At 65.8% G+C, this 24,998-nt stretch carries 23 protein-coding genes and 1 other RNA gene; 6 read left to right on the plus strand and 18 right to left on the minus strand.

Going from position 1 to position 24,998, the window contains the following annotated elements; all coding sequences use genetic code 11:
- Window positions 1-3: 3 nt before the first annotated feature.
- From murB to rsmI, 14 genes are all read right to left on the minus strand, one after another.
- Window positions 4-930: a UDP-N-acetylmuramate dehydrogenase gene (murB, locus tag IPK65_01980; GenBank protein ID MBK8161947.1), complete on the minus strand. Its 927-nt coding sequence runs from the start codon at window positions 928-930 to the stop codon at window positions 4-6.
- Window positions 927-2,327: a UDP-N-acetylmuramate--L-alanine ligase gene (gene murC / locus IPK65_01985; protein MBK8161948.1), complete on the minus strand. Its 1,401-nt coding sequence runs from the start codon at window positions 2,325-2,327 to the stop codon at window positions 927-929. The genes murB and murC overlap by 4 nt, the downstream gene beginning before the upstream one ends.
- 58 nt (window positions 2,328-2,385) lie before the next feature.
- Window positions 2,386-3,483, minus strand: coding sequence for an undecaprenyldiphospho-muramoylpentapeptide beta-N-acetylglucosaminyltransferase (gene murG / locus IPK65_01990; GenBank protein ID MBK8161949.1), 1,098 nt, complete (start codon window positions 3,481-3,483; stop codon window positions 2,386-2,388).
- 1 nt (window position 3,484) lies between these two features.
- The gene (ftsW, locus tag IPK65_01995) at window positions 3,485-4,645 is read right to left on the minus strand and encodes a putative lipid II flippase FtsW (GenBank protein MBK8161950.1); all 1,161 of its coding nucleotides are present in this window, start codon (window positions 4,643-4,645) and stop codon (window positions 3,485-3,487) included.
- Between the two features lie 14 nt (window positions 4,646-4,659).
- Window positions 4,660-6,003 carry a UDP-N-acetylmuramoyl-L-alanine--D-glutamate ligase gene (locus IPK65_02000; GenBank protein ID MBK8161951.1) on the minus strand — a complete coding sequence of 448 codons (1,344 nt, stop codon included), beginning with the start codon at window positions 6,001-6,003 and terminating at the stop codon, window positions 4,660-4,662.
- A 68-nt stretch (window positions 6,004-6,071) separates the two neighbouring features.
- Window positions 6,072-7,154: a phospho-N-acetylmuramoyl-pentapeptide-transferase gene (locus tag IPK65_02005; GenBank protein ID MBK8161952.1), complete on the minus strand. Its 1,083-nt coding sequence runs from the start codon at window positions 7,152-7,154 to the stop codon at window positions 6,072-6,074.
- Between the two features lies 1 nt (window position 7,155).
- The gene (locus IPK65_02010; GenBank protein MBK8161953.1) at window positions 7,156-8,580 is read right to left on the minus strand and encodes a UDP-N-acetylmuramoyl-tripeptide--D-alanyl-D-alanine ligase; all 1,425 of its coding nucleotides are present in this window, start codon (window positions 8,578-8,580) and stop codon (window positions 7,156-7,158) included.
- Window positions 8,581-8,612: 32 nt separating this feature from the next.
- A complete protein-coding gene (locus IPK65_02015; GenBank protein MBK8161954.1) occupies window positions 8,613-10,148 on the minus strand; it encodes a UDP-N-acetylmuramoyl-L-alanyl-D-glutamate--2,6-diaminopimelate ligase in 1,536 nt (511 codons plus the stop codon).
- Window positions 10,148-11,941, minus strand: a complete 1,794-nt coding sequence (locus IPK65_02020) for a penicillin-binding protein 2 (protein MBK8161955.1) — start codon at window positions 11,939-11,941, stop codon at window positions 10,148-10,150. Before IPK65_02020 ends, IPK65_02015 begins: the two co-directional genes overlap by 1 nt.
- Window positions 11,938-12,201, minus strand: coding sequence for a cell division protein FtsL (gene ftsL / locus IPK65_02025; protein ID MBK8161956.1), 264 nt, complete (start codon window positions 12,199-12,201; stop codon window positions 11,938-11,940). The genes IPK65_02020 and ftsL overlap by 4 nt, the downstream gene beginning before the upstream one ends.
- A 5-nt stretch (window positions 12,202-12,206) precedes the next feature.
- A complete protein-coding gene (gene rsmH / locus IPK65_02030; GenBank protein ID MBK8161957.1) occupies window positions 12,207-13,148 on the minus strand; it encodes a 16S rRNA (cytosine(1402)-N(4))-methyltransferase RsmH in 942 nt (313 codons plus the stop codon).
- A gap of 1 nt (window position 13,149) precedes the next feature.
- The gene (gene mraZ, locus IPK65_02035) at window positions 13,150-13,626 is read right to left on the minus strand and encodes a division/cell wall cluster transcriptional repressor MraZ (GenBank protein MBK8161958.1); all 477 of its coding nucleotides are present in this window, start codon (window positions 13,624-13,626) and stop codon (window positions 13,150-13,152) included.
- 360 nt (window positions 13,627-13,986) lie between these two features.
- An RNA gene (rnpB, locus tag IPK65_02040) (RNase P RNA component class A) lies at window positions 13,987-14,386 on the minus strand.
- A gap of 118 nt (window positions 14,387-14,504) precedes the next feature.
- Window positions 14,505-15,365 (minus strand): 16S rRNA (cytidine(1402)-2'-O)-methyltransferase, encoded by an 861-nt coding sequence (gene rsmI / locus IPK65_02045; GenBank protein ID MBK8161959.1) that lies wholly within the window; start codon window positions 15,363-15,365, stop codon window positions 14,505-14,507.
- A 104-nt stretch (window positions 15,366-15,469) separates the two neighbouring features.
- On the opposite strand from rsmI, the gene IPK65_02050 reads away from it, so the two are divergent.
- Genes IPK65_02050 through IPK65_02065 form a run of 4 tightly spaced genes read left to right on the plus strand, consistent with a single transcriptional unit; the run spans window position 15,470 to window position 19,723 of the window.
- A complete protein-coding gene (locus IPK65_02050; protein MBK8161960.1) occupies window positions 15,470-17,299 on the plus strand; it encodes a penicillin-binding protein activator in 1,830 nt (609 codons plus the stop codon).
- 18 nt (window positions 17,300-17,317) lie between these two features.
- The gene (locus IPK65_02055) at window positions 17,318-17,698 is read left to right on the plus strand and encodes a YraN family protein (protein ID MBK8161961.1); all 381 of its coding nucleotides are present in this window, start codon (window positions 17,318-17,320) and stop codon (window positions 17,696-17,698) included.
- Window positions 17,699-17,736: 38 nt separating this feature from the next.
- Window positions 17,737-18,315: a BON domain-containing protein gene (locus IPK65_02060; protein MBK8161962.1), complete on the plus strand. Its 579-nt coding sequence runs from the start codon at window positions 17,737-17,739 to the stop codon at window positions 18,313-18,315.
- A gap of 4 nt (window positions 18,316-18,319) precedes the next feature.
- Window positions 18,320-19,723, plus strand: coding sequence for an FAD-binding protein (locus tag IPK65_02065; GenBank protein MBK8161963.1), 1,404 nt, complete (start codon window positions 18,320-18,322; stop codon window positions 19,721-19,723).
- 61 nt (window positions 19,724-19,784) lie between these two features.
- On the opposite strand, the gene IPK65_02070 is transcribed toward IPK65_02065, so the two are convergent.
- The 4 genes from IPK65_02070 to IPK65_02085 form a co-directional block, all read right to left on the minus strand.
- A complete protein-coding gene (locus tag IPK65_02070; GenBank protein MBK8161964.1) occupies window positions 19,785-20,177 on the minus strand; it encodes a ClpXP protease specificity-enhancing factor in 393 nt (130 codons plus the stop codon).
- A 36-nt stretch (window positions 20,178-20,213) separates the two neighbouring features.
- On the minus strand, window positions 20,214-20,840 hold the full coding sequence (locus IPK65_02075) for a glutathione S-transferase N-terminal domain-containing protein (protein MBK8161965.1): 627 nt from the start codon (window positions 20,838-20,840) through the stop codon (window positions 20,214-20,216).
- A gap of 133 nt (window positions 20,841-20,973) precedes the next feature.
- Window positions 20,974-21,744, minus strand: a complete 771-nt coding sequence (djlA, locus tag IPK65_02080) for a co-chaperone DjlA (GenBank protein ID MBK8161966.1) — start codon at window positions 21,742-21,744, stop codon at window positions 20,974-20,976.
- 70 nt (window positions 21,745-21,814) lie between these two features.
- Window positions 21,815-22,753, minus strand: coding sequence for a LysR family transcriptional regulator (locus IPK65_02085; protein MBK8161967.1), 939 nt, complete (start codon window positions 22,751-22,753; stop codon window positions 21,815-21,817).
- Window positions 22,754-22,972: 219 nt separating this feature from the next.
- On the opposite strand from IPK65_02085, the gene IPK65_02090 reads away from it, so the two are divergent.
- On the plus strand, window positions 22,973-24,394 hold the full coding sequence (locus tag IPK65_02090) for a form I ribulose bisphosphate carboxylase large subunit (protein ID MBK8161968.1): 1,422 nt from the start codon (window positions 22,973-22,975) through the stop codon (window positions 24,392-24,394).
- Window positions 24,395-24,492: 98 nt separating this feature from the next.
- Window positions 24,493-24,849, plus strand: a complete 357-nt coding sequence (locus IPK65_02095) for a ribulose bisphosphate carboxylase small subunit (protein MBK8161969.1) — start codon at window positions 24,493-24,495, stop codon at window positions 24,847-24,849.
- Window positions 24,850-24,998 lie beyond the last annotated feature (149 nt).

Below are 24,998 nucleotides of genomic sequence, written 5' to 3' on the forward strand. Positions count from 1 at the left end.
TGCTCAACCATGGCCATCCCCCGCCTCCGGATCGGGCTCCCCGACGATGCGCACCTCCGGTATCAACCGCACACCCTGCAGGCGTTCAACGGTTTCACGCACGCGCAGGATCAGGGCCTCGATGTCGGCGGCGGAGGCTCCGCCATCGTTGACGATGAAGTTTGCATGCTTGTGCGACACCTCCGCACCGCCGATACGCGCGCCTTTGAGACCGCAGGCCTCGATCAACCGTCCGGCGTAATCGCCGGGCGGATTGCGGAACACCGAGCCGCAGCTCGGCTGCCCCGTCGGCTGCAGGTCGGTGCGGCGTGCGAGCAGCTCCTTGATGCGCGCGCGCGCCTGCCCGGCATCACCGGGCTGGAGCTGCAATTGTGCTGCGATGAACCATTCGCCGGCGGGGCCGCGCACGCTGCGGTAGCCGATTTCGTACTCGTCCGGCAGGTGCCGTGTGAGCCTGCCGCGGCGATCTATGGTGTCGACCGCCGTCACCAGGCGCCAGGTTTCGCCGCCGAAGGCGCCCGCGTTCATCGCGAGTGCGCCGCCCATGGTTCCGGGGATCCCGACCAGAAACTCGGCCCCGGCTAGGCACGCATTGGCGCAAAAGCGCGCGACCTTGGCGCAGGGCGCGCCGGCGCCGGCCTGGATTGCAGTGTCGGATACGTGCGTGATTGCATCGAGCACGCCGTTGGTCACGATGACGCTGCCCCGGATCCCGCCGTCGCGCACCAGCAGGTTACTTCCGAGACCGACCCACAGCACGGGCTCGTCCGGCGCAAGAGTGCCCAGATAGACCGTCAAATCCTCCAGATCCGCGGGCTCGAAATAGTGTTGGGCCGGCCCGCCCACACGCCACGAGGTGTGCCGCGCCATCGGCTCGCCGTGGCGCAGGATACCGCGCAGCGCTTGCGACGATCTGTCGAGCGCCATCATGACGGCCGCCCTGCGCTCAGCTGTTCAGACAGCCGCCCGGCGAGCGCACCGATGTCTCCCGCGCCCATGACGAGCAGGATGTCGCCTTCGACCAGGGTCGCCCGCAGCACGCGGGCAAGTTCAGCCCCATCCTGCACGAACACCGGCTCGAGGCGCCCGCGCGCACGGATCGCGCGGCACAGCGTGCGGGCGTCGATACCCGGGATGGGCTGCTCGCCCGCCGCGTAGATCTCCAGCATGAGCAGCTCGTCGGGTTCCGACAGCACCGCGCTGAAGTCCTCGAACAGGTCGCGCGTGCGGGTATACCGGTGCGGCTGGAAAACCAGCACCAGGCGCCGCCCCGGCCAGCCGGCGCGGATCGCCTGCATCACCGCCTGTATCTCGCGCGGGTGATGGCCGTAATCGTCGATCATCATGATGCGACCGCCCGGCGCCGTGATCTCACCGTATAGCTGGAATCGCCGGCCGATGCCCTGAAAGCCCTGCAGCCCGCGCAGCACGGCTTCATCAGGCACGCCGAGCTCATGCGCCACCGCCATCGCGGCGAGCGCATTCAGCACATTGTGGCGCCCGGCGAGATTCAGCCGCACCTCGATGCCGGCCTGAACGCCTGGACGGGTGACTGTAAAGCGGGACGCCGCTCCGGCATACACGACGCCGCTGGCACGAAAATCCGCCTGCTCGGACATGCCGTAGGTGACAAGCGGGCGCGAGATCTCGGGCAGCATCGCGCAGATCACCGGATCGTCGACGCACACCACGGCCAGGCCGTAGAAAGGCAGGTTGTGCAGAAAATCGATAAAGGCCTGGCGCAATTGCGCGAAATCACCGTGATACGTCTCCATATGATCGGCATCGATGTTGGTGACCACCGCCAGCAGCGGCTGCAGGTGCAGGAAGGAGGCGTCGCTTTCGTCGGCCTCGGCGACCAGATAATTGCTTCCGCCAAGGCGCGCGTTCGCGCCGGCGCTATTGAGGCGTCCGCCGATAACGAAGGTGGGATCGAGCCCGCCCTCTGCCAGCAGGCTGGCGATAAGACTGGTCACGGTAGTCTTGCCGTGAGTACCGGCCACCGCCACGCCGTAGCGGAAGCGCATCAGTTCGGCGAGCATGGCGGCGCGCGGCACAATCGGTATGCGGCGTTCCTGTGCCGCGACGATCTCCGGATTGTCGTCACCGACGGCGCTTGACCTGACCACCACGTCGCAGCCTTCGATCAGACCGGCGTCGTGCCCGCACGCAACCCGGATGCCACACTGGCGCAGGCGGCGGGTGGCGGCAGTGTCGGACATGTCTGAACCGGTGACCTCATAGCCGAGATTGTGCAGTACCTCTGCGATGCCGTTCATGCCGGAGCCGCCGACGCCGACGAAGTGAATGCGGCGCACCCTGCCCATACGCACCGCCGCCGGGACTCCCGCTGCCCGCGCCGCCGGCACGGCATCTTTCTCATGCTCAACCACGGGCGGCCTCCAGACACAGGCGCGCCACCTGGCGCGCAGATTCCGGCTGCGCCAGCCGCCGCGCAGCCTGAGCCATCTGGAGGATTCTGTCGCGCCCGGAGTAACCGGCGGCGCCGCGGCAGAAGCCGCCCAGCAGATCGAGCAGGCGTTCCGACAAGCGATCGTCCTGCGCCAGCAGGATTCCCGCGCCTGCATCGACCAGATAGGCGGCGTTGCGCGTCTGGTGATCGTCCGCCGCGTGGGGAAACGGCACCAGGATCGCGCCGATGCCGGCGGCAGTCAGCTCGGCGATGGTCAGCGCCCCGGCGCGGCATACCACCAGATCCGCCCATGCGTAGGCCGCCGCCATGTCGTCAATAAACGGCACCACCTCGGCCACCGCTCCAAGCGCGGCGTAACGCTGCCCGACCTCGGCATCCTGCATCCGGCCGCTCTGATGCCGTACCTGCGGGCGCTCCGCCGCGGGCAGCGCCGCAACCACATGCGGTAGGCTGTCGTTCAGGGCCCGGGCGCCCTGGCTGCCGCCGAGGACGAGCAGCCGCAATGGACCCACGCGGCCGTGGAATCGCTCCGCCGGCTCGGGCAGGGCGGCAATCTCGCGACGCACAGGGTTGCCGATCAGCAGCGGATGCCGCCGCGCCGGCAGCGCTCCGGGAAACGCGACCATACAGCGGCTGGCGAGCGCGGCCAGCCAGCGATTGGTCAGCCCGGCGACGGCATTCTGCTCGTGCACCAGCAGGGGTTTGCGCAACAACCAGGTCATCAGGCCACCGGGTCCGGCCGCGAAACCGCCCATCCCGAGCACCGCCATGGGCCGGAACTGCAGGAGGATCCGCAAGGCCTGCAGCATCGCCCGCACGAGCCGGAAAGGCAGCAACAGCCATTGCAGCGCACCCTTTCCGCGAAGTCCGCCGATGGCGATCGTCGCAAGGATGAATCCCGCCCGGGGCACGATCTCCGCCTCGAGACCGACGTGCGTGCCGAGCCACAGCACCTCGGCGCCTTCGGCGCGCAGCTCGCGCGCCACGGCGAGCGCGGGGAAAACATGGCCCCCGGTGCCGCCCGCCATGATCAGGATGCGCGCCGCCACGTCAATACGTCCCCATATGGCGCTGCAGGGCGCGGCGCGATTCATGGTCGACCCGCAGCAACAAACCCATGGCCATGCACGCCGCCAGCATGCTGCTGCCGCCGTAACTCATGAGCGGGAGCGTCAGACCCTTGGTGGGCAGGAGCCCCATGTTGACCGCGATGTTGGTATAGGCCTGCAGCCCGAACCACAGCCCGAGCCCGTGGGCCAGATAGGCGGCGAAAGGCCTGCCGGCGGTCTCGGCGCGGCGCGCGATCATGAAGCTCTTCGCCACGATGAAGGTGAACAGCGCGATCACCGCAATCGAGCCGGCGAGACCGAGCTCCTCGGCGATGACTGCGAACAGGAAGTCGGTGTGCGCCTCCGGCAGGTAGAAAAGTTTCTGTATGGACCCGCCCAGGCCGACGCCGAACCATTCTCCGCGCCCGAACGCGATCAGGGCCTGCGTCAGCTGGAAACCGCTGGCGAAGGGATCGGCCCAGGGATTGAGGAAGGCGGTCACCCGCGCCATGCGGTACGGCGAGGAGATCGCCAGGCCCGCGAGCGCCAGCAGCACGAACACCAGCAGCACGCCGAACTGCCAGATGCGCACCCCGCCCAGGAACATCATCCCCATCGCGGTACCCATGAGCACCGCTGCCGCCCCGAAATCCGGCTCCGCCAGCAACAGCACGCATAGCAGCGCGAGCACCGCCATCGGCTTGATGAAGCCGCGCACCGCGCTGCGCACCTCATCGCCGCGACGCACCAGATAACCGGCCAGATAGATGATCGTGAAGAGTTTGGCAAACTCCGATGGCTGCACCCTGGCGAAGCCGAGCGACAGCCAGCGGGTGCTGCCGTTCACCTCTTTGCCGATCCCGGGGAGCAACACCACAACCAGCAGCGCGATGGCTGCGATGAGGAGCAAACCGCTGTGCCGCTCGAGAAAGTCCAGCGACAGGGAAGCGAAGACCAGATAGCCCGCCAGCACGCTTACGCCGATATAGGCGAGCTGGTGCATCAGATAGTAACTCGGCTGCCCCAGCTCGCGCTCGGCGACACCGAACGAGGCAGATGCCATCATCACCAGGCCGAAACCCAGCGCGATCGCCACCGCGTACGCCAGCCCCAGATCGACGCCCAGCGGCTCGCCGTCACTCGCGGCGCGCTTCCCCCGCATCAGCAGGCGCGCGATCATGGCGTCAACTCCTCGAAGGCTGCAACGAAGCGCCGGCCGCGATCCTCGTAACCCTTGAACATATCGAAACTCGCGCAGGCGGGCGACAACAGCACGCTGTCGCCCGCGCGTGCAAGGGCGGCGGCGCGCGCGACTGCCTCGCGCATGTCGCCGGCATAATGAATCGAGGCGACGTTGTGCAGTGCCGCCTCGATCAGCGGCGCGTCGCGCCCGATCAGCACGACGGCGCGCGCCTTTGCGGCGGCCAGATCGCGCAGCGGCGAAAAATCCTGTCCCTTGCCGAGCCCGCCGGCGATCAGCACCACCCGCCCGGGCAGCCCGCCCAGCGCCGCCAGCGTGGCTCCGACGTTGGTCCCCTTGGAGTCGTTGAACCAGCGCACGCCGCGCCGCTCGCCGACCATCTGCATGCGGTGCGGCAGGCCGGTAAATGCGCGCAGTGCGGCAAGCGTGCCGGTGCGGGTCAGGCCGACTGCCGCGCCGAGCGCGAGCGCGGCCAGCGCATTGAGCGCGTTGTGGCTGCCGCGCAGTCCGAGCTCGTCCACGGCGATCATCCGCTCATCCCCGTGCGCCAGCCAGGTCTGCCCGGCAGCGACAACCAGGCCGTAATCCCCTGCCGCGGGAATGCCGGCGCCGAAACTCACCACGCTGCGCTGCTCCGGTACGCATGCGCACAGACTGGGGTCGTCGCGGTTCACAACCACGGCACCGTCGCCGGCATAAACACGCAGCTTGGCTTCCAGGTAGGCCTGCATATCGGGATAGCGGTCGAGATGATCCGGGCTCAGATTAAGGATCACGGCGGCGCGCGCATTCAGGCTCGCCGTGGTCTCCAGCTGGAAGCTCGAAAGCTCCAGCACGTAGAGTTCCGGCGGCACCACCTGCAGCAAGTCCAGCGCCGGCGTGCCGATGTTGCCGCCCACACGCACGACGCGGCCGTCCGCCTGCGCCATCGCGCCCAGCAGCGCGGTCACCGTGCTCTTGCCGTTGGAACCGGTAATGGCCGCCACCGGCGCGTCCGTGCACCGCGCGAACAGCTCGATGTCGCCCAGAATCGGCACGCCGCGCTCACGCGCGTGCAGCACATACGGTTCATCGGATGCAACGCCGGGACTGAGCAGAATGCGCGCGCAGTGTTCCAGCGCCGGCACGGAGAAGCCGTCCAGATGCAGCGGCACTTCCGCGAGCTCACGCCGCGCAGCCTCCAGGCCGGGCGGCTCAGCCCGGCTGTCGGTGATCTCGACCGGCAGGCCCAGGTCGCGCAGGATGCGCGCGCACGACAGGCCCGTGACCCCGAGCCCGACCACGAGGGTCATGCCGTCGAAGCCAAGGCGCGTGCGCATCTCGCGGCGCCACGTCGGATCGGCGCGCGTCATGGCGGTGAAGCTGTCGATGCCGGGCTCTGCATTCATCAGCGTATCTTCAGGCTGGCGAGTCCGATCAATACCAGGATCACGGTGATGATCCAGAAGCGCACGATCACGCGCGGCTCCGGCCAGCCCTTCAGTTCGAAATGGTGGTGCAGCGGCGCCATGCGGAAGATGCGCCGCCCGGTCAGTTTGTAGGACGCCACCTGCATGATGACCGACAGCGTCTCTACCACGAACACCCCGCCCATGATCATCAGCACCACCTCCTGGCGCACGACGACGGCGAGGATGCCGAGCGCCGCACCCAGCGCCAGGGCCCCGATGTCGCCCATGAACACCTGTGCCGGGTGGGTGTTGAACCAGAGAAAACCGAGCCCGGCGCCGACGATCGCGCCGCAGAACACCACCATCTCGCCCGCACCGGGGACATAAGGGATCCCGAGATACTCGGAAAAGCGCGCGTGCCCGGTGGCGTAGGCGATGATACCGAGCGCCCCCGCGACCATCACCGCCGGCAGGATGGCAAGACCGTCGAGTCCGTCGGTCAGGTTGACCGCATTGCTGGTGCCGACGATGACAAAATAGGACAGTGGAATGAACCACCAGCCCAGGTCGAGGGAGACATCCTTGAAAAACGGCACGATGAAACGCGTCTCGATCGGCGACACCGCGCTGTTGAAGAGGTATGCCGCCGCCGCGATCCCGATCAGCGACTGCCAGAGGAACTTCTGGCGCGCGGACAATCCTTTCGAGTTCTTGAGGATGAGCTTTTTATAGTCATCCACGCCACCGACGAGGCCGAACAGCAGGGTCACGCCCAGCACCAGCCAGACATGGCGGTTCGACAGGTCGCCCCACAGCAGCGTGCTGATTCCTATAGCCACCAGCAGCATCGCCCCGCCCATGGTCGGGGTGCCCGCCTTGCTGAGATGGGTCTGCGGTCCGTCCGTACGCACCATCTGGCCAATCTGATAGTGGGCCAGCTTGCGGATGATCGCCGGACCTACCATGAAGGAGATCAGCAGCGCCGTGAGTATGCCCAGTATCGAGCGCAGTGTGAGGTAGCGGAACACGCCGAAGCCGCTGTAGATCTGCGTGAGGTAGTCGGTCAGGTAGAGCAGCATGTCAGCCCCCCATCCCGATCTGCCGCGCCTGCGCGGTACCGCCGGGGCCGCCACCCGCCGCAGCGGCGCCTTCAGTGTCAACGATGGCATCCACCACGCGCTCCATCCGCATGCTGCGCGAACCTTTGACGAGTACCGTGACCGGGGCCTGCGCAACGGCGGCAAGATCCGCGCGCAGTGTGGCGAGCAGGGCGTTCTGATCCGGGAAATGAGTGGCACCCTTGCCGAAGGCTCCGGCGACGGTGCGCGCCAGTTCGCCGACTGCGTAGACGCGGGTGACGCCGATCGCGCGCGCCTGGCGGCCGACCTGTTCGTGCAGGGCCTGTCCGGCGTTTCCGAGTTCGCCCATATCGCCGAGCACCAGTATCATCTCCCCGCCGGCGCCGCTCACCGCCAGCACCTCCAGCGCCGCCTTCACCGATCCGGGGTTCGCATTATAGGTGTCATCGATGACGCGCACACCGCCGATGCCGCGCTTGAGCTGGAGGCGTCCGTCGACCGCGCGCATCGCCTCCAGGCCGTGCACGATATCCGCCATGCCCGCGCCGGCGGCGTATGCCGCCGCGGCTGCGGCCAGGGCGTTCATCACATTGTGGCGGCCGGACAAGGCGAGTTCGACCGCCGCCTCGCCCGCCGGCGTGGCCAGCGTGAAGGAACAGCCGAGGGCAGTGTTGAGGTGCAGGTCGCGCGCCGTCACGTCGGCGGCGTAACGCAGACCGAAGCTGACGATGCGGTGCGGCGCGGCCATGACACGCCAGAGGCCCTCGCGCGGGTCGTCGGCATTGATCACGGCAAATCCGTCCGGAACCAGCCCGGAGAAGATTTCGCCCTTGGCGCGCGCCACGCCCGTGATGTCGCCGAATCCCGCGAGATGCGCTGGCGCGGCGTTGGTGATCAGTGCGACCGTGGGACGCGCAAGCCCTGTGAGGTATCCGATATCGCCGGGGTGGTTGGCACCCATCTCGATCACCGCGCTGCGGTTCCCGCTGCGCAGGTTGAGCAGCGTGAGCGGCACACCGATGTCGTTGTTCAGGTTGCCGCGTGTGCTGAGGCAGCTCCCCCGTGCGGCCAGGATGGCGGCCAGCATCCCCTTGACCGTGGTCTTGCCGTTGCTTCCGGTCACCGCGACCAGCGGGATGGCGAAACGGTCGCGCCAGGCGTGGGCAAGGCGACCCAGCGCCAAACGGGTATCCGCGACGCGCACGACGGGCAGTCCGGAGGTGCCGTCGCGCTCGACCAGTGCCGCGACCGCGCCACGCGCCGCCGCGGTCGCAAGGAATTCATGGGCGTCGAAATTGAGTCCCCTGAGCGCGACGAACAGCGTCCCGGCGCCCAGTGTCCGGGAGTCGGTGCCGACGGCGTCGAAACGCCGGTCCACCCCGTGCAACTCCCCGCCGACCAGCCGGGCCAGTTCGCTCAGCATCATGCCGCCTTCAAGCGTCACATCCTGCAGAGTGGTCATGCCGCCTCCCCGATCAGGCGCCGCACCTGGTCGCGATCGCTGAACGGCAGGCGCGCTGCGCCGATCTGCTGATAATCCTCATGCCCCTTGCCTGCGACCAGGACGATGTCCTCGGGCAGCGCAGCCTCGATGGCATGCCGGATCGCGCGCGCGCGATCCGGCATGCGCGTCACGGCGGCAGGGCGGTCGATGCCCGCCAGGATCTGCTCAATGATGGCATCCGGATCCTCGTGGCGCGGATTATCGCTGGTCACGATCACGCGGTCGGCGTAACGCTCGGCCGCCGCGCCCATGAGCGGACGCTTGCCGCGATCGCGGTCGCCGCCGCAGCCGAATACGCACCACAGCAGACCCGCGCAGTGCGGACGCAGGGTCTGCAGCGCCTGCTTGAGGGCATCCGGGGTATGCGCGTAGTCCACGATCACCAGGGGCCTGGGCCCGGCGCCGCCGAACCGCTCCATGCGCCCCGGCACGGCGCGCAGGTCGCCGAGACGCGCCAGCGCGTCCTCAAGCGGAAGTTCTATCAAAAGCAGCATCGACAGCACCGCGAGCAGGTTGCTGGCGTTGAACTCTCCGAGCAGCGCGGTGCGCAGTGTTCCCTCGCCCCAGCTCGAGCTCACCCGCAACTCCATGCCGGAAATGTCGCGCCGCATGATGATCCCGCGCACATAGCGGGCGCCATCCGCACGCGCCACCTCCGCGCCGAGACCGTAGCGCACCCCGACAATCGGCCGCGCCAGACCGGCCAGCAGCTCGCGCCCGAAGGCGTCGTCGTCGTTGATTGCGGCGTAACTCAGGCCCGGCATGAGAAACAGTTTCTGCTTGGCGAATGCGTAGGCGGTCACGTCACCGTGATAATCAAGATGGTCGCGGGTCAGATTGGTGAAGATCGCGCCGTCGAAGGACACCGCACGCGTGCGCTCCTGTTCCAGCGCGTGCGAAGAAACCTCCATCACGACGCGCCGTACGCCCGCAGCACGCATGGCGGCGAGCTCTCCCTGCAGGGTGACCGCGTCAGGCGTGGTGTGGGCGCCGGGGTGCAGCGCCCCGTAGGCGCCGTAGCCCAGCGTGCCGATGACGCCGCACGGCGCCCCGTCCTTGAGGAGGGCCTGCGCCAGATAGTGGCAAACCGATGTCTTGCCGTTGGTTCCGGTGATGCCGATCACCAGCATGTCGCGCGACGGGTCATCGAAAAACCGCGCGGCGATGACACCGAGCTGGCGCCCCAGGCCGGCGACACCCACGAGCGGGATGCCGGGCGGGTAACGCTGCGCCATACGCTGATCTGCGCGTGAGTCCAGTTCGTAGGCGACGGCGCTGGCGCCCGCGCGCACGGCATCGTCGATGTAATCCGCGCCATGCGCGCGCTGGCCAGCGCAGGCCAGAAACAGGTCACCGGGGACCACGCGCCGGCTGTCGGTCTCCAGTCCGGCGATCTCGCGGTCGCTGTCCGCGTCCACGGCGGCGAACCCCTGCAGCAAGGAGCTCAGCCACTGCGGTTTCCGGGCCGCTGCCAGACCCTGCGCAGACATCACATCACCTCCTGGCCACCGGCCAGTACCGGCCGCGCATTCGACTCGGCGGCGGTACTGACCGGGACGTCAGCATCCCGTCCGCCCGCGCCCTTGCGTGCGCCCGCATCCGCCTGCCACTGGCGCGGCAACTCGTCCGGCATCACGCCCAGGACGCGCAGCGCACCGGTCATCACGCGTGAGAATACCGGGGCCGCCACAAGTCCGCCGTAGTATTCCTCTCCGCGCGGCTCGTTGATCACGACCACCATTGCGAGCCGCGGGTCGCTTGCCGGCGCGAGCCCGGCGAACACCGCCACGTAATGCTGGTCCGAGTAGCCGTCGGCGCCCAGCTTCTGCACCGTGCCGGTCTTGCCCGCGACGCGGTAGCCCGCCACCCGGGCCAGATTGGCCGTGCCCTGCTCCGAGACCACGGTCTCCATCATGCGCACGATCTCGCCCGCGGTCTTCTCGCTCATCACTTCCCGGGTCTCGACTGCGCCCGTGACCGGGACGAAGGAAACCGGTTTCAACCGCCCCCCGTCGCCCAGCACTGCATAGGCCAGGGCAAGCTGCAGCGGAGTCACCGAGAGTCCGTAGCCGAAGGACAGTGTGGCGCGCTCGATCTCTTTCCAGCCCCGGTAATCGGCCAACAGGCCGGTGACTTCGCCGGGGAAGTTGCCACCCGTCGGCTGGCCGAATCCCACGCTGGAAAACATCCGCCACATCTGTGCCGGGTCGATTGTGAGCGCGATCTTGCTTACGCCCACGTTGCTGGATTTCTCGATCACCGTGGTGACGTCGATATAACCGAGATTATGTTTGTCGCGCACCAGATGCCGGCCGATCTTGTAATAACCGGGCGCGGTATCGATGTAGGTGCCAGGGCGGTATTTCCCGGATTCCAGCGCAGCCGCCACAGTAAAAGGCTTCATCGTCGAACCGGGCTCGAACAAATCGGTCACCGCGCGATTGCGCAGCAGATCGCTGCGCATGCCTTCGCGATTGTTCGGGTTGTAGGAGGGCTGATTCACCATTGCGAGCACTTCGCCCGTCGCGACGTCGAGCACCACCGCCGACCCGGAGCGCGCGCGGTGCAGCTGCACCGCCGCCTTGAGTTCGCGATAGGTGAGATACTGGATGCGATTGTCGATGCTGAGCACGAGGTCCCGGCCCGGATCCGGATCCTTAATCCCGGCCACATTCTCGACCACGTGCCCGAGCCGGTCCTTGAGCACCCATTTCGACCCCGAGGTACCGCGCAGCCAATTCTCATAGCCGAGCTCGATGCCCTCCTGACCGGCATCGTCGATGTTGGTAAAACCCACCAGGTGTGCCGCGACCTCGCCCAGCGGGTAATAGCGACGGTATTCGCGCTGGAGAGAAACACCCGGGATTTCCAGCGCCATCACCCGCTGCGCCAGCGCGGGATCCACGTGGCGCCTGAGGTAGACAAACTCGCGGTCGGCGCGTTGCACGACGCGGTCGCGCAGTTCCGCCACGTCCATATCGAGCAGGCGTGCCAGCGGACGCCAGCGTTCGCGCTCGAGCGCAAGCTCCTTCGGGTTCGCCCACACCGAATCCACCGGCGTGCTTACCGCAAGCGGTTCCCCGTTGCGGTCGGTAATCATGCCTCTGTGCGCGGGCAGCGTGAGCGCGCGCAGATGACGCGCGTCGCCCTGGTCCTGCAGAAAATCCCGATTCATCACCTGCAGGTCGACCGCGCGCCACACCAGCGCAAGGACGATCAGGCCGAGCAGCGCCAGCAGGAACACCAGCCGCATCGAGTGGCTGAGCGGAACGGCGCGGCTCATGGCATCACGATGCGGATGGTATCGGAGGGCGGCACCGTCATCCCCAGCCGCTGGCGCGCGATCAGTTCGACCCGGGTCGGCGTGGCCCAGGTAGCCTGCTCGAGCATCAGCTGTCCCCATTCGATGTTCAGATCGTCCCGCTGCGCCTTCAGGCTCTCGAGCTCGACAAACAGCTGGCGGCTGCGGTGCTTGGTGTACACAGCCGCCAGGGCCGATGCCAGCACGGCCACGGCCAGGATCAGGATGACTCCGTGCCTCATGCGCGTCATTGCAGTCTTTCCGCCACGCGCAGGACCGCGCTGCGCGCGCGTGGATTGGCCGCCACTTCCTCCGCGCCCGGGTGGACGGCGCCGCCCACGGGCCGCAGCCGCGGCTGGCGCATGGCGTCCGGCACCGGCAGCCCGGCGGGAAACGGATCGCCGCGAGACTCGTCGCGGATGAACCGCTTCACCATGCGGTCCTCGAGCGAGTGAAAGCTGATGATCGCGAGCCGGCCGCCGGGCGCAAGCAGCCCGACGAGCTGATCCAGGCACAGGCGCAGATCCTCGAGTTCGCGATTGATGTGGATGCGGATGGCCTGAAACGTACGCGTGGCCGGATCCTTGCCCGCTTCCCAGGCGGGATGGGCGGCGGCAACGATGGCGCGCAATTGCCCGGTGGTGCGGATCGGATGCAGGCGGCGCTCCGCTGTTATCGCGCGCGCGATGCGCGCGGAGAAGCGCTCCTCGCCGTATTCACGCAGCACCCGGATGAGCTCCTGTTCCTGAACGCGCGCCAGCCAGTCGGCCGCGCCTTCTCCGGCGGCTGGGTCCATGCGCATGTCGAGCGGACCGTCGTTGCGGAAGCTGAAGCCGCGCCCGGGATCATCCAGCTGCGCCGAAGACACTCCCAAATCCATCAACACACCGCTGACCCGTCCACGCACGCCGAGTTCATCAGCCACCCGGCCGGCGCCGGAATACGAGCCGGGCCGGATCTCCACACGGGCATCCTGCCCGGACTGATCCCGCGCCGAGCGGATCGCCGCCGGATCCTTGTCCATGACGATCAGGCGCCCGCGCGCACCCAGGCGCTCCAAGATCGCGCCGGCATGCCCGCCGCGCCCGTAGGTCAGATCCATATATGTCCCGTCGGACACGATGGCCAGCGCGCCGATCACCTCGGCCAGCAGCACCGGCCGATGTGAATACTCGTCCACCGCCGTCATGTCATATCGAAAACGATCGCAATTGCTCCGACAAGGGTTGCTCATGCTCGTTACGGGCCAATAATTTCGCGCGAAACTCATCCCAGGTCTGCTCATCCCACAGCTCGAACTTGTTACCCTGCCCGATCAGGCAGATGCGCTTTTCCAGCCGGGCGACGCCGCGCAGCGCCGGCGGCAGCAGGATTCGGCCGTGTCCGTCCATCTCGCAGTCCGAGGCGTAGCCGAGCAGCAGGCGTTGCAACTGGCGGGTCTGCACGTCGAGATTCGGCAGGCTGGTCAGGGTTTGCTGAATCGCCTCCCACTCCGGCAGGGGGTAGAGCAGCAGACAGGGATCGCTGTCGACCGTAATTACCACCCGGCCCTGACAGGATTCCGTCAGGATCGAACGATACTTGGTCGGGATAACGATCCGGCCCTTGGCATCCAGACTCAAGACGCTGACCCCGCGAAACGAGGTGTGTTCCCTCTCCGCCCCCATACTCCACTACACCCCACTTTTTCCCACTTCGTGACACTATATACCGCGAAATCACACTGTCAAGCCAAAACCGCCTCCACAATTAACAATTTTCTCTCTATGGCACAGCAACTTAGGTCAACAGGCGGGGTGCGGCGTCCACTCTTGGCGGCGCGCAGTTACAACGAAAACAAAAAAATCATGAACTTGCCCCTGAATAGTGCGGTGATTTATAAGATCAGGAGCATTGCCGGCCGGCCGGCAGACCTGCGGAGGGTGTTACGATGCAGTCGGAACCAGGACCGTAAAGATCGGACCTTTTCCCCAGTCGCGCTCAAAACGGCGGCGCGACAAAACCGCCATGACGAGAAATGAAATTAAGGTGGGAGCCGGCCTGTAAGCCGGGTTCTGTCGAGGACAGTCATTCATCTGGGACGCGCGTCGCCACGCGTCTCAAGCGACCTACCCGGGAACAGTGCGGGCCGCACTGATGTTCCCCTATTTGGTCTTGCTCCGGATGGGGTTTACCCTGCCACTGGTGTTACCACCAGCGCGGTGCGCTCTTACCGCACCATTTCACCCTTACCCGCTACCCGAAGGCGACGGGCGGTATATTTTCTGTGGCACTGGCCGTCGGCTCATGCCGCCCAGGCGTTACCTGGCATCCCGCCCTATGGAGCCCGGACTTTCCTCCTCCCGCCGTCACTCGATCAGACGCCGCGGCCTGTCCCGTACGGAACGTGATCGAGTGACGACGGGAAGCGACTGTCCGGCCGACTCCCGGGGCCTAAGATACAGGATTGACGCAGGACGAGACAAGGGAGCGCGTCCTCCATACACATATATGCCGGCCAGAGAGCGCGATCCGGCCTCCTGCCGGCATACCCCTTCGACCGAACCTATCCCGGCCCGGTATCCGATTCTTTTTCTCGCAGCCTCAGCGCCGCCTCATAGAGGCGGTTCCGGTTGACGCCCGTCAGTTTCGCCGCCAGCGTTACCGCCTGCTTGAGGGGCAGTTCCCCCAGGAGGATGCCCAAGGCGTCTTCCCCCGCCCTGGCATCGGACTCGGGCGCCGCCTCCGCGCCCCGCACCACGATGACGATCTCGCCCTTCTGCTGCATGGGGTCGGCGCGCACCCAGTCGAGCAGTTCCGCCATACGGGTCAGGCGCGCGGTCTCATACAGTTTCGTCAGCTCCCGCACATAGGTCACCTCGCGATCGGCACCGAACACCTGCACCATCGCCTCGAGCGTGTCCACCACGCGATGCGGGGCCTCAAAAAACACCAGGGTCCGGCTCTCGTGGCGCAGGATTTCCAGCCTCTGCAGGCAGGCCGCCGGTTTCGCGGGCAGGAAACCCTCGAACACGAACCGTTCGGCCGACTGCCCGGAGATGGACAGCGCCGCGATTACGGCGCTCGGGCCGGGGACCGAAACGACGCGGCAGCGCGCCTCGTGCGCGGCACGCACCAGGTGATAACCCGGATCGCTGACGACCGGGGTACCGGCGTCGCTCACCAGGGCGAGCGTCTGCGCTGCGCGCAACCGCTCCACCAGCTGCTCCACCTGGGCGCGCTCGTTGTGTTCATGCAAGGCTACGATCGGCCTGTCGATGCCGAAATGGCGCAATAGCTGACGGCTGTGCCGCGTATCCTCGGCCGCCACCACGTCCACACCGGACAGTATCTCATGCGCGCGCGCGCTCAGGTCTCCGAGGTTTCCGATGGGTGTCGCCACCACATAAAGTGTGCCCTTAGCAATTGACACTGCCCGCCCTCATCGAGATACTTGTTGCTCCCTCACGCTTGAATCTTCCATTCGCTGATCGCATGCGCCGCCCCCCTGTACTGCCCCGTCTTGCACCCGTGATCATAGCACTCGCCCTTGCGGGGTGTGCTCTGGATACGCAGAGAAGCGGCGCGAGTCCGGAGGAACACGGTGCGCTGCAACGGGCCCAGCGCGCCGAACAGGCCGGCGATTACGAGACGGCGGCGCGGGAGTACACCGTGCTGGCAGCACAGTTCTCCGAACTGAAGCGCCCGGCCTACCTCCTGCGCGCGGCGGGCGCGCTGCTGCGCGGCAACCACATCGATCAGGCGCGACGTGCGATCGAGGCGATTGATGCCGGCACGCTGAATCCCCACCAGCGCGTACAGCATCGGGTCTTCGCTGCGCGCATCGCGCTGGCGGACAACAGGCCGCAGGAGGCGCTCAAACTGCTGCAGACAGAGGCCCCCGCAGACACCTCCGCCAGCGTGCGCTCCGAGCTGCACGAGCTGCGCGCCGACGCTTACCAGCGCCTCGGCAGGCTCGCCGAGTCGGCGTATCAGCGCGTCCTGCGCGAACCCTACATCGATCGAGACGAGCGGGAGGCATTCGCCCGCAACCAGCAGGCCATCTGGCAATCCCTGATCCGCATGCCGCTCGAAGCCCTGAAAGCAATCCGGACCGAACCGGCTCCTGACGTCTTCAGCGGATGGGTCCAGCTGGCCAAGATCGCCAAATCAACCCCGCCGTCCAATGTATCCGCGCAGGTCAGCCACTGGCAGACACTCTATCCGCAACATCCGGCGGCGCGCGAGATCATCGAGCTGCTGCTGGCCCGCGAGCAACAGGAAACCCGGCGTCCCGCCCGGATCGCACTGCTCCTGCCGCTGAGCGGCGCCGTGAAAGAGACCGCGGAGGCGCTGCGCGACGGATTTCTCGCCGCCCACTATCAGCGCGACAACCCCGACTACACACCGACCATTCACGTCTACAACTCCGGACCGGAGCCGGATGACGCCGTACACGCCTACAGCAAGGCGGTGGAGGACGGCAGCGATTTCGTGGTCGGCCCCCTGATCAAGCAGTCCGTCAACCAGATCATACGCAACGGCCGCTTCCCGGTACCCACCCTGACCCTGAATTACGCCGATACGGACCGCCCGGCGGGAGACCGCCTGTTCCAGTTCGGCCTGGCGCCGGAGGACGAGGCGCGCCAGGTCTCGGAACGGGCCTGGCTTGACGGGCACAACCACGCCCTCGCGATCGTCCCGGAAGGTGAATGGGGCGATCGCGTGCTGCAGTCCTTCACGGACGACTGGCAGCAGCATGGGGGCGTGCTGCTGGAGGTGCAGCGCTATCCGGCGGACAACAACGATTTTTCAGACCAGATCGAACCTCTGCTCGATCTTGACGAGAGCGTAAGCCGGCGCCACAGCCTGGAAAAGCTGCTGCAGCAGACGCTGAAATTCGAGCCGCGCCGGCGCCAGGACGCCGATGTCGTCTTCATGGCGGCATTTCCCCGCCAGGGACGCCTGATCCGGCCGCAGCTGAAATTCCACTACGCGGGGGATCTCGCGGTATACAGCACCTCGCACGTCTTTACCGGCGTGCGCAACCAGAATGCGGATCGCGACATGGACGATGTGATCTTCTGCGACCTCCCGTGGGTGCTCGCCGAGGATGGCGGAAATACCCTCAAGGCCAAGGCTGCCCGCCTGTGGCCTGACAGCTTTCAGCAATACACCCGTTTCTACGCTCTGGGCGTCGATGCCTATAACATCATTCCGCATCTCGACAACCTGAGACAGTACCGATATGAACAGTACAGCGGCGTAACAGGCATGCTGCAGCTCAGCGAAACCAACCGCCTGTACCGGCAGTTGCAGTGGGCGCGCTTCGGCAACGGGCTGCCCAGGCCTTATAACTGAACCGTCGGCAACGCGCATATGAGGCCGGCCAGCGACCGATCCGACGCGCACACTCTCGGCCGACGGGCCGAGGAGGCCGCCTGCCGCTACCTGCTCGACCGGGGCCTGACGCTGCTGGAACGGAACTACCGCCACCGCCGCGGTGAGATCGACCTGATCATGCTGGAGAAAACCTGTATCGTATTCGTAGAGGTGCGCTGCCGCAGCAGCGCACGCTATGGCAGCGCGCTGGAGAGCGTAGATCGGCGGAAACAGGAGAAACTGATCGTCGCGGCCCGGCAATACCTGCAGACCCACGCGCACGCAGCAAAACATTCCGCGCGCTTTGATGTCATATCCGTCGTGCCAGACGGGGAACGCGCGGCCATTCAATGGGTCAAGGATGCATTCGGCGCCTGAAGGCGATTATGATTCAACGCACAGAGGAACGCAGCACTATGACACGCAACTGGTTGACACTGTTCGTGGTCGCGCTCGCGCTCGGCCCGAGTGCCGGCTGCGTCGCGCCCGTACTCGTGGCGGGGGCGGCGGCCGGGGCCTCCATCGCCACCGACAAGCGCACGACGGCCGCCGTGCTCGACGACCAGGCGATCGAACTCAAGGCCGGCGGCGAGATCAACGCGGACGACACGCTGAAGGATGCCCATATCTCCGTCACGAGTTACAACCGGGTCGTACTGCTGACCGGACAGGTACCGTCGCAGGCGACGCGCGAACGCGTGATCACCCACGTCAATACCGTGGACAAGGTGCGCAGGATTCACGACGAGCTGGCAATCGGTCCGGCCATATCCATGAAACAGCGCGGCATCGATTCCCTGACCACCGCCAAGGTCAAAAGCCGCCTCCTCGGCGAGCAGGGATTGCCCTCCGTCCACACCAAGGTGGTCACCGATAACAACGTGGTCTATCTGATGGGCATGGCCAGGCGCAACGACGCCCAGTACTTCGCGCGAATCGTTCAGCAGGTCGACGGCGTCGAGCGTGTCGTGCTGGTGGTCGAGTACCTCGACTAAGAGGATGATCGACGCGGGGTTCATCAGCGAACTCGGCCGCATCGTCGGAGACCGCAACGTACTGCGCGACCCCGCCGACTGCTGGCCCTACGGATACGACAACAGCCGCCGCCACAATCCGCCCGAGGCCGTCGCCTTTCCCACCGCGCATGATCAGGTACGCGACGTCCTGCGCCTGTGCAACCGGGCGGGCGTCTGCGTCGTGCCGCGCGGTCGCGGCACCGGTACCACCGGTGCCACGGTACCGACACGCGGAGGCCTGGTGCTGTCATTCGAACGCATGAACCGCATCCTGCGCGTCGCTCCCGAGGACCGCCTGATGGTGGTCGAGCCGGGCGCGACCAACCAGGCGGTGCAGGATGCCGCCGCGGCGGCCGGCTTCTTCTGGCCGCCGGATCCCACCAGCGCGGCCTACTGCACGATCGGCGGAAACCTCGCCTACAATTCCGCCGGACCGCGGAGCGTAAAGTACGGCACGCCGCGCGAAAACGTGCTCGGCCTGCGCGCGGTGACCGGGGCCGGAGAGGAGATCCGGACCGGGGTCTCCACCAGCAAGGGTGTGGTGGGTTACGACCTGACCCGGCTGCTGATCGGATCGGAAGGCACCCTCGCCGTGATCACCGAAGCGACCCTGAAACTGACACCGCTCGCCGAGGCCCGCCGCACCATGCAAGCCGTGTACGATTCCATCCACGCGGCGGCGCGGGCGGTTTCGCGCATCATGGCGCAGCCGGTCACGCCCTGCGCGCTGGAATTCATGGACGCGCGCGCCATCGAGATGATCCGTGACTATTCCAGCGCCGATCTGCCGGCCGGCGCGGGCGCAATGCTGATGATCGAGACGGACGGCCCGGCGGTGGCGATGGATGCGGCGGTCGATGCGATCCGCGCGGCCTGCACGCTGCCGGGCCTGGTCGACTTCAAGGCAGCGGCCGGCGCGGCCGAGACGGCGGAACTGTGGACCACGCGTAAGGCGCTGTCCCCTGCCCTGCGCAAGGTCGCCCCCAAGAAGATCAACGAAGACGTCGTGGTGCCGGTCTCCCGCATCCCGCAGCTCATCGCCGGCCTGGAGCGTCTGTCGGCCGAATTCGGCGTGACCATCGTGAACTTCGGCCACGCCGGCAACGGCAATATCCACGTCAACCTGCTCGTCGACCCGGACGATCCGCGCCAGATGAGCCAGGCCCATGCCTGCCTGTCGCGGCTGTTCGACCTGGTGCTGGAACTCGACGGCACCCTCTCGGGCGAACACGGGGTGGGGCTGGAGAAACGCGATTACGTCGGACGCGAGATCGACCCGGTCACACTGGATCTGATGCGACGTGTGAAACGGGAATTCGATCCGCGCGGGATACTCAATCCGGACAAGATGTTTCCGCTGCAGAACGAACGACCGGTGACCCCGTAGACAAGCCCAGTGGAACCGCAGGGATGTCAGCCGTGCCGAACCTGTCCGCCTCTTCCCCCGGTCACTTCACCACCTGCAGCCGCGGCTTGCCCGGCTTGGGCGTGCCGGCAGGCGGCTGCGGAGGGGGAGCATCGCCGCCGCCGTTGTCGTCCTGTCCGAACACCATGCCCTTGCCGTTCTCCTTCGCGTAGATCGCCAGCACGGCAGCTACCGGGATGACGATCTCCTGGCTGCGCCCGCCGAAGCGTGCCTGGAACATGACCCAGTCGTTGTCCTGGTGGTAATCACTCACAGCGCGCGCGCTGATGTTCAGGATGATCTTGCCGTTCTCGATATATTGTTCAGGGACGCGCGTCCCCGGAAAACCGGAGTTCACCAGCAGGTGCGGAGTCATGCCGTTGTCGACAATCCACTGATGGATGGCGCGCAGGATATAGGGCCGGCTGGAGGTCATGGCGGTCATGGTGGAGGCCAGGGCGACGGAACCGCGCTATTTGACGAATTCCTGCTCGACCTCGGTCAGGCTCGCCATGAAAGAATCGCGCTTGAAGATGCGCTCCGCGTAGCGCAGCACGGGCTTTGCCTGGACCGGCATCTCCACGCCGTAATGCGGCAGGCGCCACAGGATCGGGCCGATGCTGCATTCGATCAGACCGAACTCGTCGCTCATGAAATAAGGCTTCTTGAGCAGCATCGGCGCCAGCATGGTCAGGTCGTCGCGCAGTGTCTTGCGCGCCTTTTCCGCCCTGTCGCGGTCGCTGCCGGTGAGGTCGGCGATCATGCTGTACCAGTCAACGTCGATGCGGTGCAGCATCATGCGCGTGCGCGCGCGCGACACCGGATCCACCGGCATCAGGGGCGGGTGCGGAAAACGCTCGTCGAGATACTCCATTATGATAAGCGAGTCGTACAGCACGAGGTCACGGTCCACCAGCGTTGGAACCGTGTTGTACGCATTGATGTCGATCAGATCTTCCGGCGGATTGTTGATATCAACATCGACGACGTCGGCGGAAATACCTTTTTCGGAGAGAACGATGCGGACGCGGTGACTGAGCGGGCAGTCCGCCCGCGAATAGAGGGTCATCACGGGTCTGCGCGCGGCTGATATCGCCATTAAGATAGATCTCCCCAATATGATTTACGCGGTAGAACCGACCGGCCAAATATAGCACAGACGCCGGAGGGCCGTCACAAAACCGACGGCCGTACGCAGAGTACCGCCGGACGACCGCAGCGCCTCTGCGTGCCTAAAAGCCGCGCGCCGCGCGTATGCATTCATAAGCCTTGCGGATTTCATGCGTCTTCTCGCTCGCCAGCTTCATCATCTCTTCCGGCAGCCCTTTCGCCACCAGCTTGTCCGGATGATGCTGATTCAACAGGCGCCGATAGGCGCGCTTGACCTCGTCGTCACCCGCCTCAGGCGACACATCGAGAATCGCGTAGGCGCGGGCAAGCTCGTTTCCGCGGTCGCCATTCCCGCGCATGCGGCGCCCGTGAGCACCGCGCACTATCGCGTCCAGGTGGTCGAATTGCGCGGGCGAGATGCCCAGCCGGGAGCAGATATGCAGCAGGATACCCCTCTCCGCCGGGTGCAGCACGCCGTCCACATAGGCCGCCTGCAGCAGGATCTCGATGAACATCTGCAGCAGCATGCGACTGCGATGGCATTCCCGCTTGAACTGGTCGAGCACCGCATCGAGATCGAAGCCAGGCTCCTTGCCCCGGCGGAAGAGGCTTTTCGCCAGCTCGCGTACTTCCGCCCCGAGCTGCATCTGCGCCATGACCGCCTCGGCAAGACGGATCTCATCGTGCGTGACGCGGCCGTCCGCCTTGGCAAGGTGGCCCAGCACGGAAAACGTCGCGGTGAAAAACGCGGTCTGGGTGCGTTCGCGCCCGCCCGTGGACCCGCGGCGGCGGGCGTCGACTGTGTGGCCCAGGGCCGCGCCGATCAGCGCGCCCAGGGGTCCCCCGAGCGCAAAACCGACGCCGCCCCCGAGAAGCTTGCCCCACCAGCTCATCGCTCCTCCCGCCGGACCGCGAGACGGCCCGATCGACCCTTGGTTCCACCGGAGAACATTGCCTCCCCCCTCATCCTGTGCGCGGCGCGGCCGCCATGCCCTGCCCGGGCAGGCGCCACAGCGTAGCGGCCTCCTGCAGTACGAACGACTTGAACGCCTGCGCCACGGGAGAGAGGCGTTTCCCCACGCGGTGGACGATGTACCACTGGCGCATGATCGGGAAACCCTCCACATCGAGCAGGGCCAGACGCCCGGTGTCAAGCTCCAGTTCCAGAGTATGGATGGACACTATGCCCAGGCCCAGCCCCGCCTGCACCGCCTGCTGTACCGCCTCGTTGCTGCGCATTTCCATTCCGGTCCGTAGCCGCACCCCTCTTTCTGCGAAGAAACGCTCCATGGCGATGCGTGTCCCCGAGGCGGGCTCGCGCACGACAAAGGTCTCGCCCTGGAGATCGACCAGCGGAATGCTCCGGCGGCCGATGAACGAATGATCAGGCGCGGCGATTATGACCAGGGGATTGTCCATGAACGGCTCGGCGACCAGACCCAGCTCCTCCGGCGGCTTACCCATGATCACCAGATCCGTCTCGTTGTTTTCCAGATCATGCAGCAGCCCTTCGCGGTTGGTGACGTCGAGGCTCACCGTCAAGTGCTCCACCCGTCGGCTGAAGGTCGCGATGAGGCGAGTGGCGAAGTAATTCGCCGTGCTCGCCACGGCCAGATTGAGCCGCCCGCGCTGCATCCCTTTCATCTGCTCCAGCGCCGCATCGGTATCGCCAAGCTGCTGCTGGATCACGCGGCTGCATTGATACACCTCCTGCCCCGCCTCGGTGAGATGAATACCCCGGCCCAGCTGCTCGAACAACGGCAGGCCCATGTTCTCCTCCAATTGTTTGATTTGCATGGAGACCGCGGGCTGCGAAAGGTGGAGCTCCTCCGCGGCGCGGGTGTAGCTCAAGTGGCGCGCCACGGAGGCAAAGACCTTGAGTTGTCGAAGGGTCACATGCATAAGGAAAAAATATATAAGGTTTAACTTATACAATCAATTAATAATATTGATTTTACATTATGAATGGGCCTTTTATAATCCTCGCCATCCAGCCACGTTGAGGGGGCGCAAGCCGGCTGGAGGGGGTGCCAAGCACCCGTACCGCGAGAGCGCGGGCATGGAAGCATCCGGTCGCGCCAAGCCGCACAACATTATCAACCAGCTCTAGGAGATCAGGCCATGGCAGTGAAAACCTATAAAGCGGGAGTGAAGGATTACCGCGAAACCTACTGGATGCCGGAATACACCCCGGCCGCAACCGATATCCTCGCCTGTTTCAAGATCACCCCGCAGGCCGGCGTGCCGCGCGAAGAGGCCGCCGCGGCCGTCGCCGCCGAGAGTTCGACCGGCACCTGGACCACGGTGTGGACCGACCTCCTGACCGATCTCGACTATTACAAAGGCCGGGCCTATGCCATCGAGGACGTGCCGGGCGACGACGAGTCATTTTATGCCTTCATCGCCTACCCGATCGACCTGTTCGAAGAGGGTTCGGTCGTCAACGTATTTACCTCGCTGGTCGGCAACGTGTTCGGCTTCAAGGCCGTACGTCACCTGCGGCTGGAGGACGTACGCTTCCCGATCGCCTACGTCAAGACCTGCGGCGGCCCGCCCAACGGCATCCAGGTCGAGCGTGACATCATGAACAAGTACGGCCGTCCGCTGCTCGGCTGCACCATCAAGCCGAAGCTCGGCCTGTCGGCCAAGAACTACGGCCGCGCCGTGTACGAGTGTCTGCGCGGCGGTCTCGACTTCACCAAGGACGACGAGAACGTCAACTCCCAGCCCTTCATGCGCTGGCGCCAGCGCTTCGACTTCGTCATGGACGCCATTGACAAGTCCGAACGGGAAACCGGCGAACGCAAGGGGCATTACCTCAACGTAACCGCGCCGACCCCGGAAGAGATGTACAAGCGCGCGGAATACGCCAAGGAAATCGGCGCGCCGATCATCATGCACGACTACATCACCGGCGGCTTCTGCGCCAACACGGGCCTGGCCAACTGGTGCCGCGACAACGGCATGCTGCTGCACATCCACCGCGCCATGCACGCCGTGCTCGACCGCCACCCCAAGCACGGTATCCACTTCCGCGTGCTGGCCAAGATCCTGCGCCTGTCCGGCGGCGACCACCTGCACACCGGCACCGTCGTCGGCAAGCTGGAAGGCGACCGCGCCGCGACCCTGGGCTGGATCGACCTGCTGCGCGACCGCTACATCAAGGAAGACCGCTCACGCGGCATCTTCTTCGATCAGGACTGGGGCTCCATGCCCGGCGTCTTCGCCGTGGCCTCGGGCGGCATCCATGTCTGGCACATGCCGGCGCTGGTCACCATCTTCGGCAATGACTCGGTGCTCCAGTTCGGCGGCGGCACGCTCGGCCATCCGTGGGGCAACGCCGCGGGTGCGGCGGCCAACCGCGTGGCGCTCGAGGCCTGCGTCGAGGCCCGCAATCAGGGCCGCGCCCTCGAGAAGGAAGGCAAGGAGATCCTCACCACGGCCGCCAAGAGCAGTCCCGAGCTGAAGATGGCGCTGGAGACCTGGAAAGAGATCAAGTTCGAATTCGACACCGTGGACAAGCTGGACGTGGCGCACAAGTAAGACATGTAAGGAGTGAGGGGTGAGGAGTTAGGCGTTAAACCTATCCGCCTCACACCTCGCGCCTAACACCTCACCTATTCAACATTAAGGAGCATGCAATGAGCGAAATGCAGGATTACAAATCGAGTCTGACCGACTTCACGAGCCGCAAATTCGAGACCTTCTCCTACCTGCCCGAGATGAGCAAGGAGAATATCCGCAAGCAGGTGGAGTACATCGTGAAGCAGGGCTGGAACCCGGCCATCGAGCACAGCGAGCCGGAGAACGCCTTCGATCACTACTGGTACATGTGGAAGCTGCCGATGTTCGGCGAGACCAATGTCGACAGGATCCTGGCCGAAGCCGATGCCTGCCACAAAACCCACCCCATGAACCACGTGCGCCTGGTCGGGTATGACAACGCAGCCCAGTCGCAGGGCACATCGATGGTGATTTACCGCGGGCCGATGAACTGATCCCGCCGCAGGTTATGCTGTAGCCAGCACCCCCTGCCCGGGATCGCCGCGCAGGGGGTTTTTTTTGCCGGATTTTATCGGCAATGCTGAGCACGACGGACAGGTGCTGCCCGCGCATCCATCCTTGACCTTACCTCTTAGTCCTTGAC

It is taken from the genome of Gammaproteobacteria bacterium (assembly GCA_016712635.1).
GTDB lineage: Bacteria > Pseudomonadota > Gammaproteobacteria > SZUA-140 > SZUA-140 > JADJWH01.

Coding starts and splice junctions, on each gene's coding strand:
- IPK65_02070 (MBK8161964.1), bottom strand. CDS start 20,177: ATGACCTCCAGCCGGCCCTATATCCTGCGCGCCATCCATCAGTGGATT.
- IPK65_02000 (MBK8161951.1), bottom strand. CDS start 6,003: ATGCGCACGCGCCTTGGCTTCGACGGCATGACCCTCGTGGTCGGGCTC.
- IPK65_02065 (MBK8161963.1), top strand. CDS start 18,320: ATGATCGACGCGGGGTTCATCAGCGAACTCGGCCGCATCGTCGGAGAC.
- IPK65_02055 (MBK8161961.1), top strand. CDS start 17,318: ATGAGGCCGGCCAGCGACCGATCCGACGCGCACACTCTCGGCCGACGG.
- rsmH (MBK8161957.1), bottom strand. CDS start 13,148: ATGACGGCGGTGGACGAGTATTCACATCGGCCGGTGCTGCTGGCCGAG.
- mraZ (MBK8161958.1), bottom strand. CDS start 13,626: ATGGGGGCGGAGAGGGAACACACCTCGTTTCGCGGGGTCAGCGTCTTG.
- IPK65_02010 (MBK8161953.1), bottom strand. CDS start 8,580: ATGATGCTGAGCGAACTGGCCCGGCTGGTCGGCGGGGAGTTGCACGGG.
- IPK65_02090 (MBK8161968.1), top strand. CDS start 22,973: ATGGCAGTGAAAACCTATAAAGCGGGAGTGAAGGATTACCGCGAAACC.
- IPK65_02020 (MBK8161955.1), bottom strand. CDS start 11,941: ATGAGCCGCGCCGTTCCGCTCAGCCACTCGATGCGGCTGGTGTTCCTG.
- IPK65_02015 (MBK8161954.1), bottom strand. CDS start 10,148: ATGTCTGCGCAGGGTCTGGCAGCGGCCCGGAAACCGCAGTGGCTGAGC.
- ftsW (MBK8161950.1), bottom strand. CDS start 4,645: ATGCGGGGGAAGCGCGCCGCGAGTGACGGCGAGCCGCTGGGCGTCGAT.
- ftsL (MBK8161956.1), bottom strand. CDS start 12,201: ATGAGGCACGGAGTCATCCTGATCCTGGCCGTGGCCGTGCTGGCATCG.
- djlA (MBK8161966.1), bottom strand. CDS start 21,744: ATGAGCTGGTGGGGCAAGCTTCTCGGGGGCGGCGTCGGTTTTGCGCTC.
- IPK65_02095 (MBK8161969.1), top strand. CDS start 24,493: ATGAGCGAAATGCAGGATTACAAATCGAGTCTGACCGACTTCACGAGC.
- murB (MBK8161947.1), bottom strand. CDS start 930: ATGATGGCGCTCGACAGATCGTCGCAAGCGCTGCGCGGTATCCTGCGC.
- IPK65_02075 (MBK8161965.1), bottom strand. CDS start 20,840: ATGGCGATATCAGCCGCGCGCAGACCCGTGATGACCCTCTATTCGCGG.
- murC (MBK8161948.1), bottom strand. CDS start 2,327: ATGGGCAGGGTGCGCCGCATTCACTTCGTCGGCGTCGGCGGCTCCGGC.
- IPK65_02005 (MBK8161952.1), bottom strand. CDS start 7,154: ATGCTGCTCTACCTGACCGACTACCTCACGCAGATCTACAGCGGCTTC.
- IPK65_02060 (MBK8161962.1), top strand. CDS start 17,737: ATGACACGCAACTGGTTGACACTGTTCGTGGTCGCGCTCGCGCTCGGC.
- IPK65_02085 (MBK8161967.1), bottom strand. CDS start 22,753: ATGCATGTGACCCTTCGACAACTCAAGGTCTTTGCCTCCGTGGCGCGC.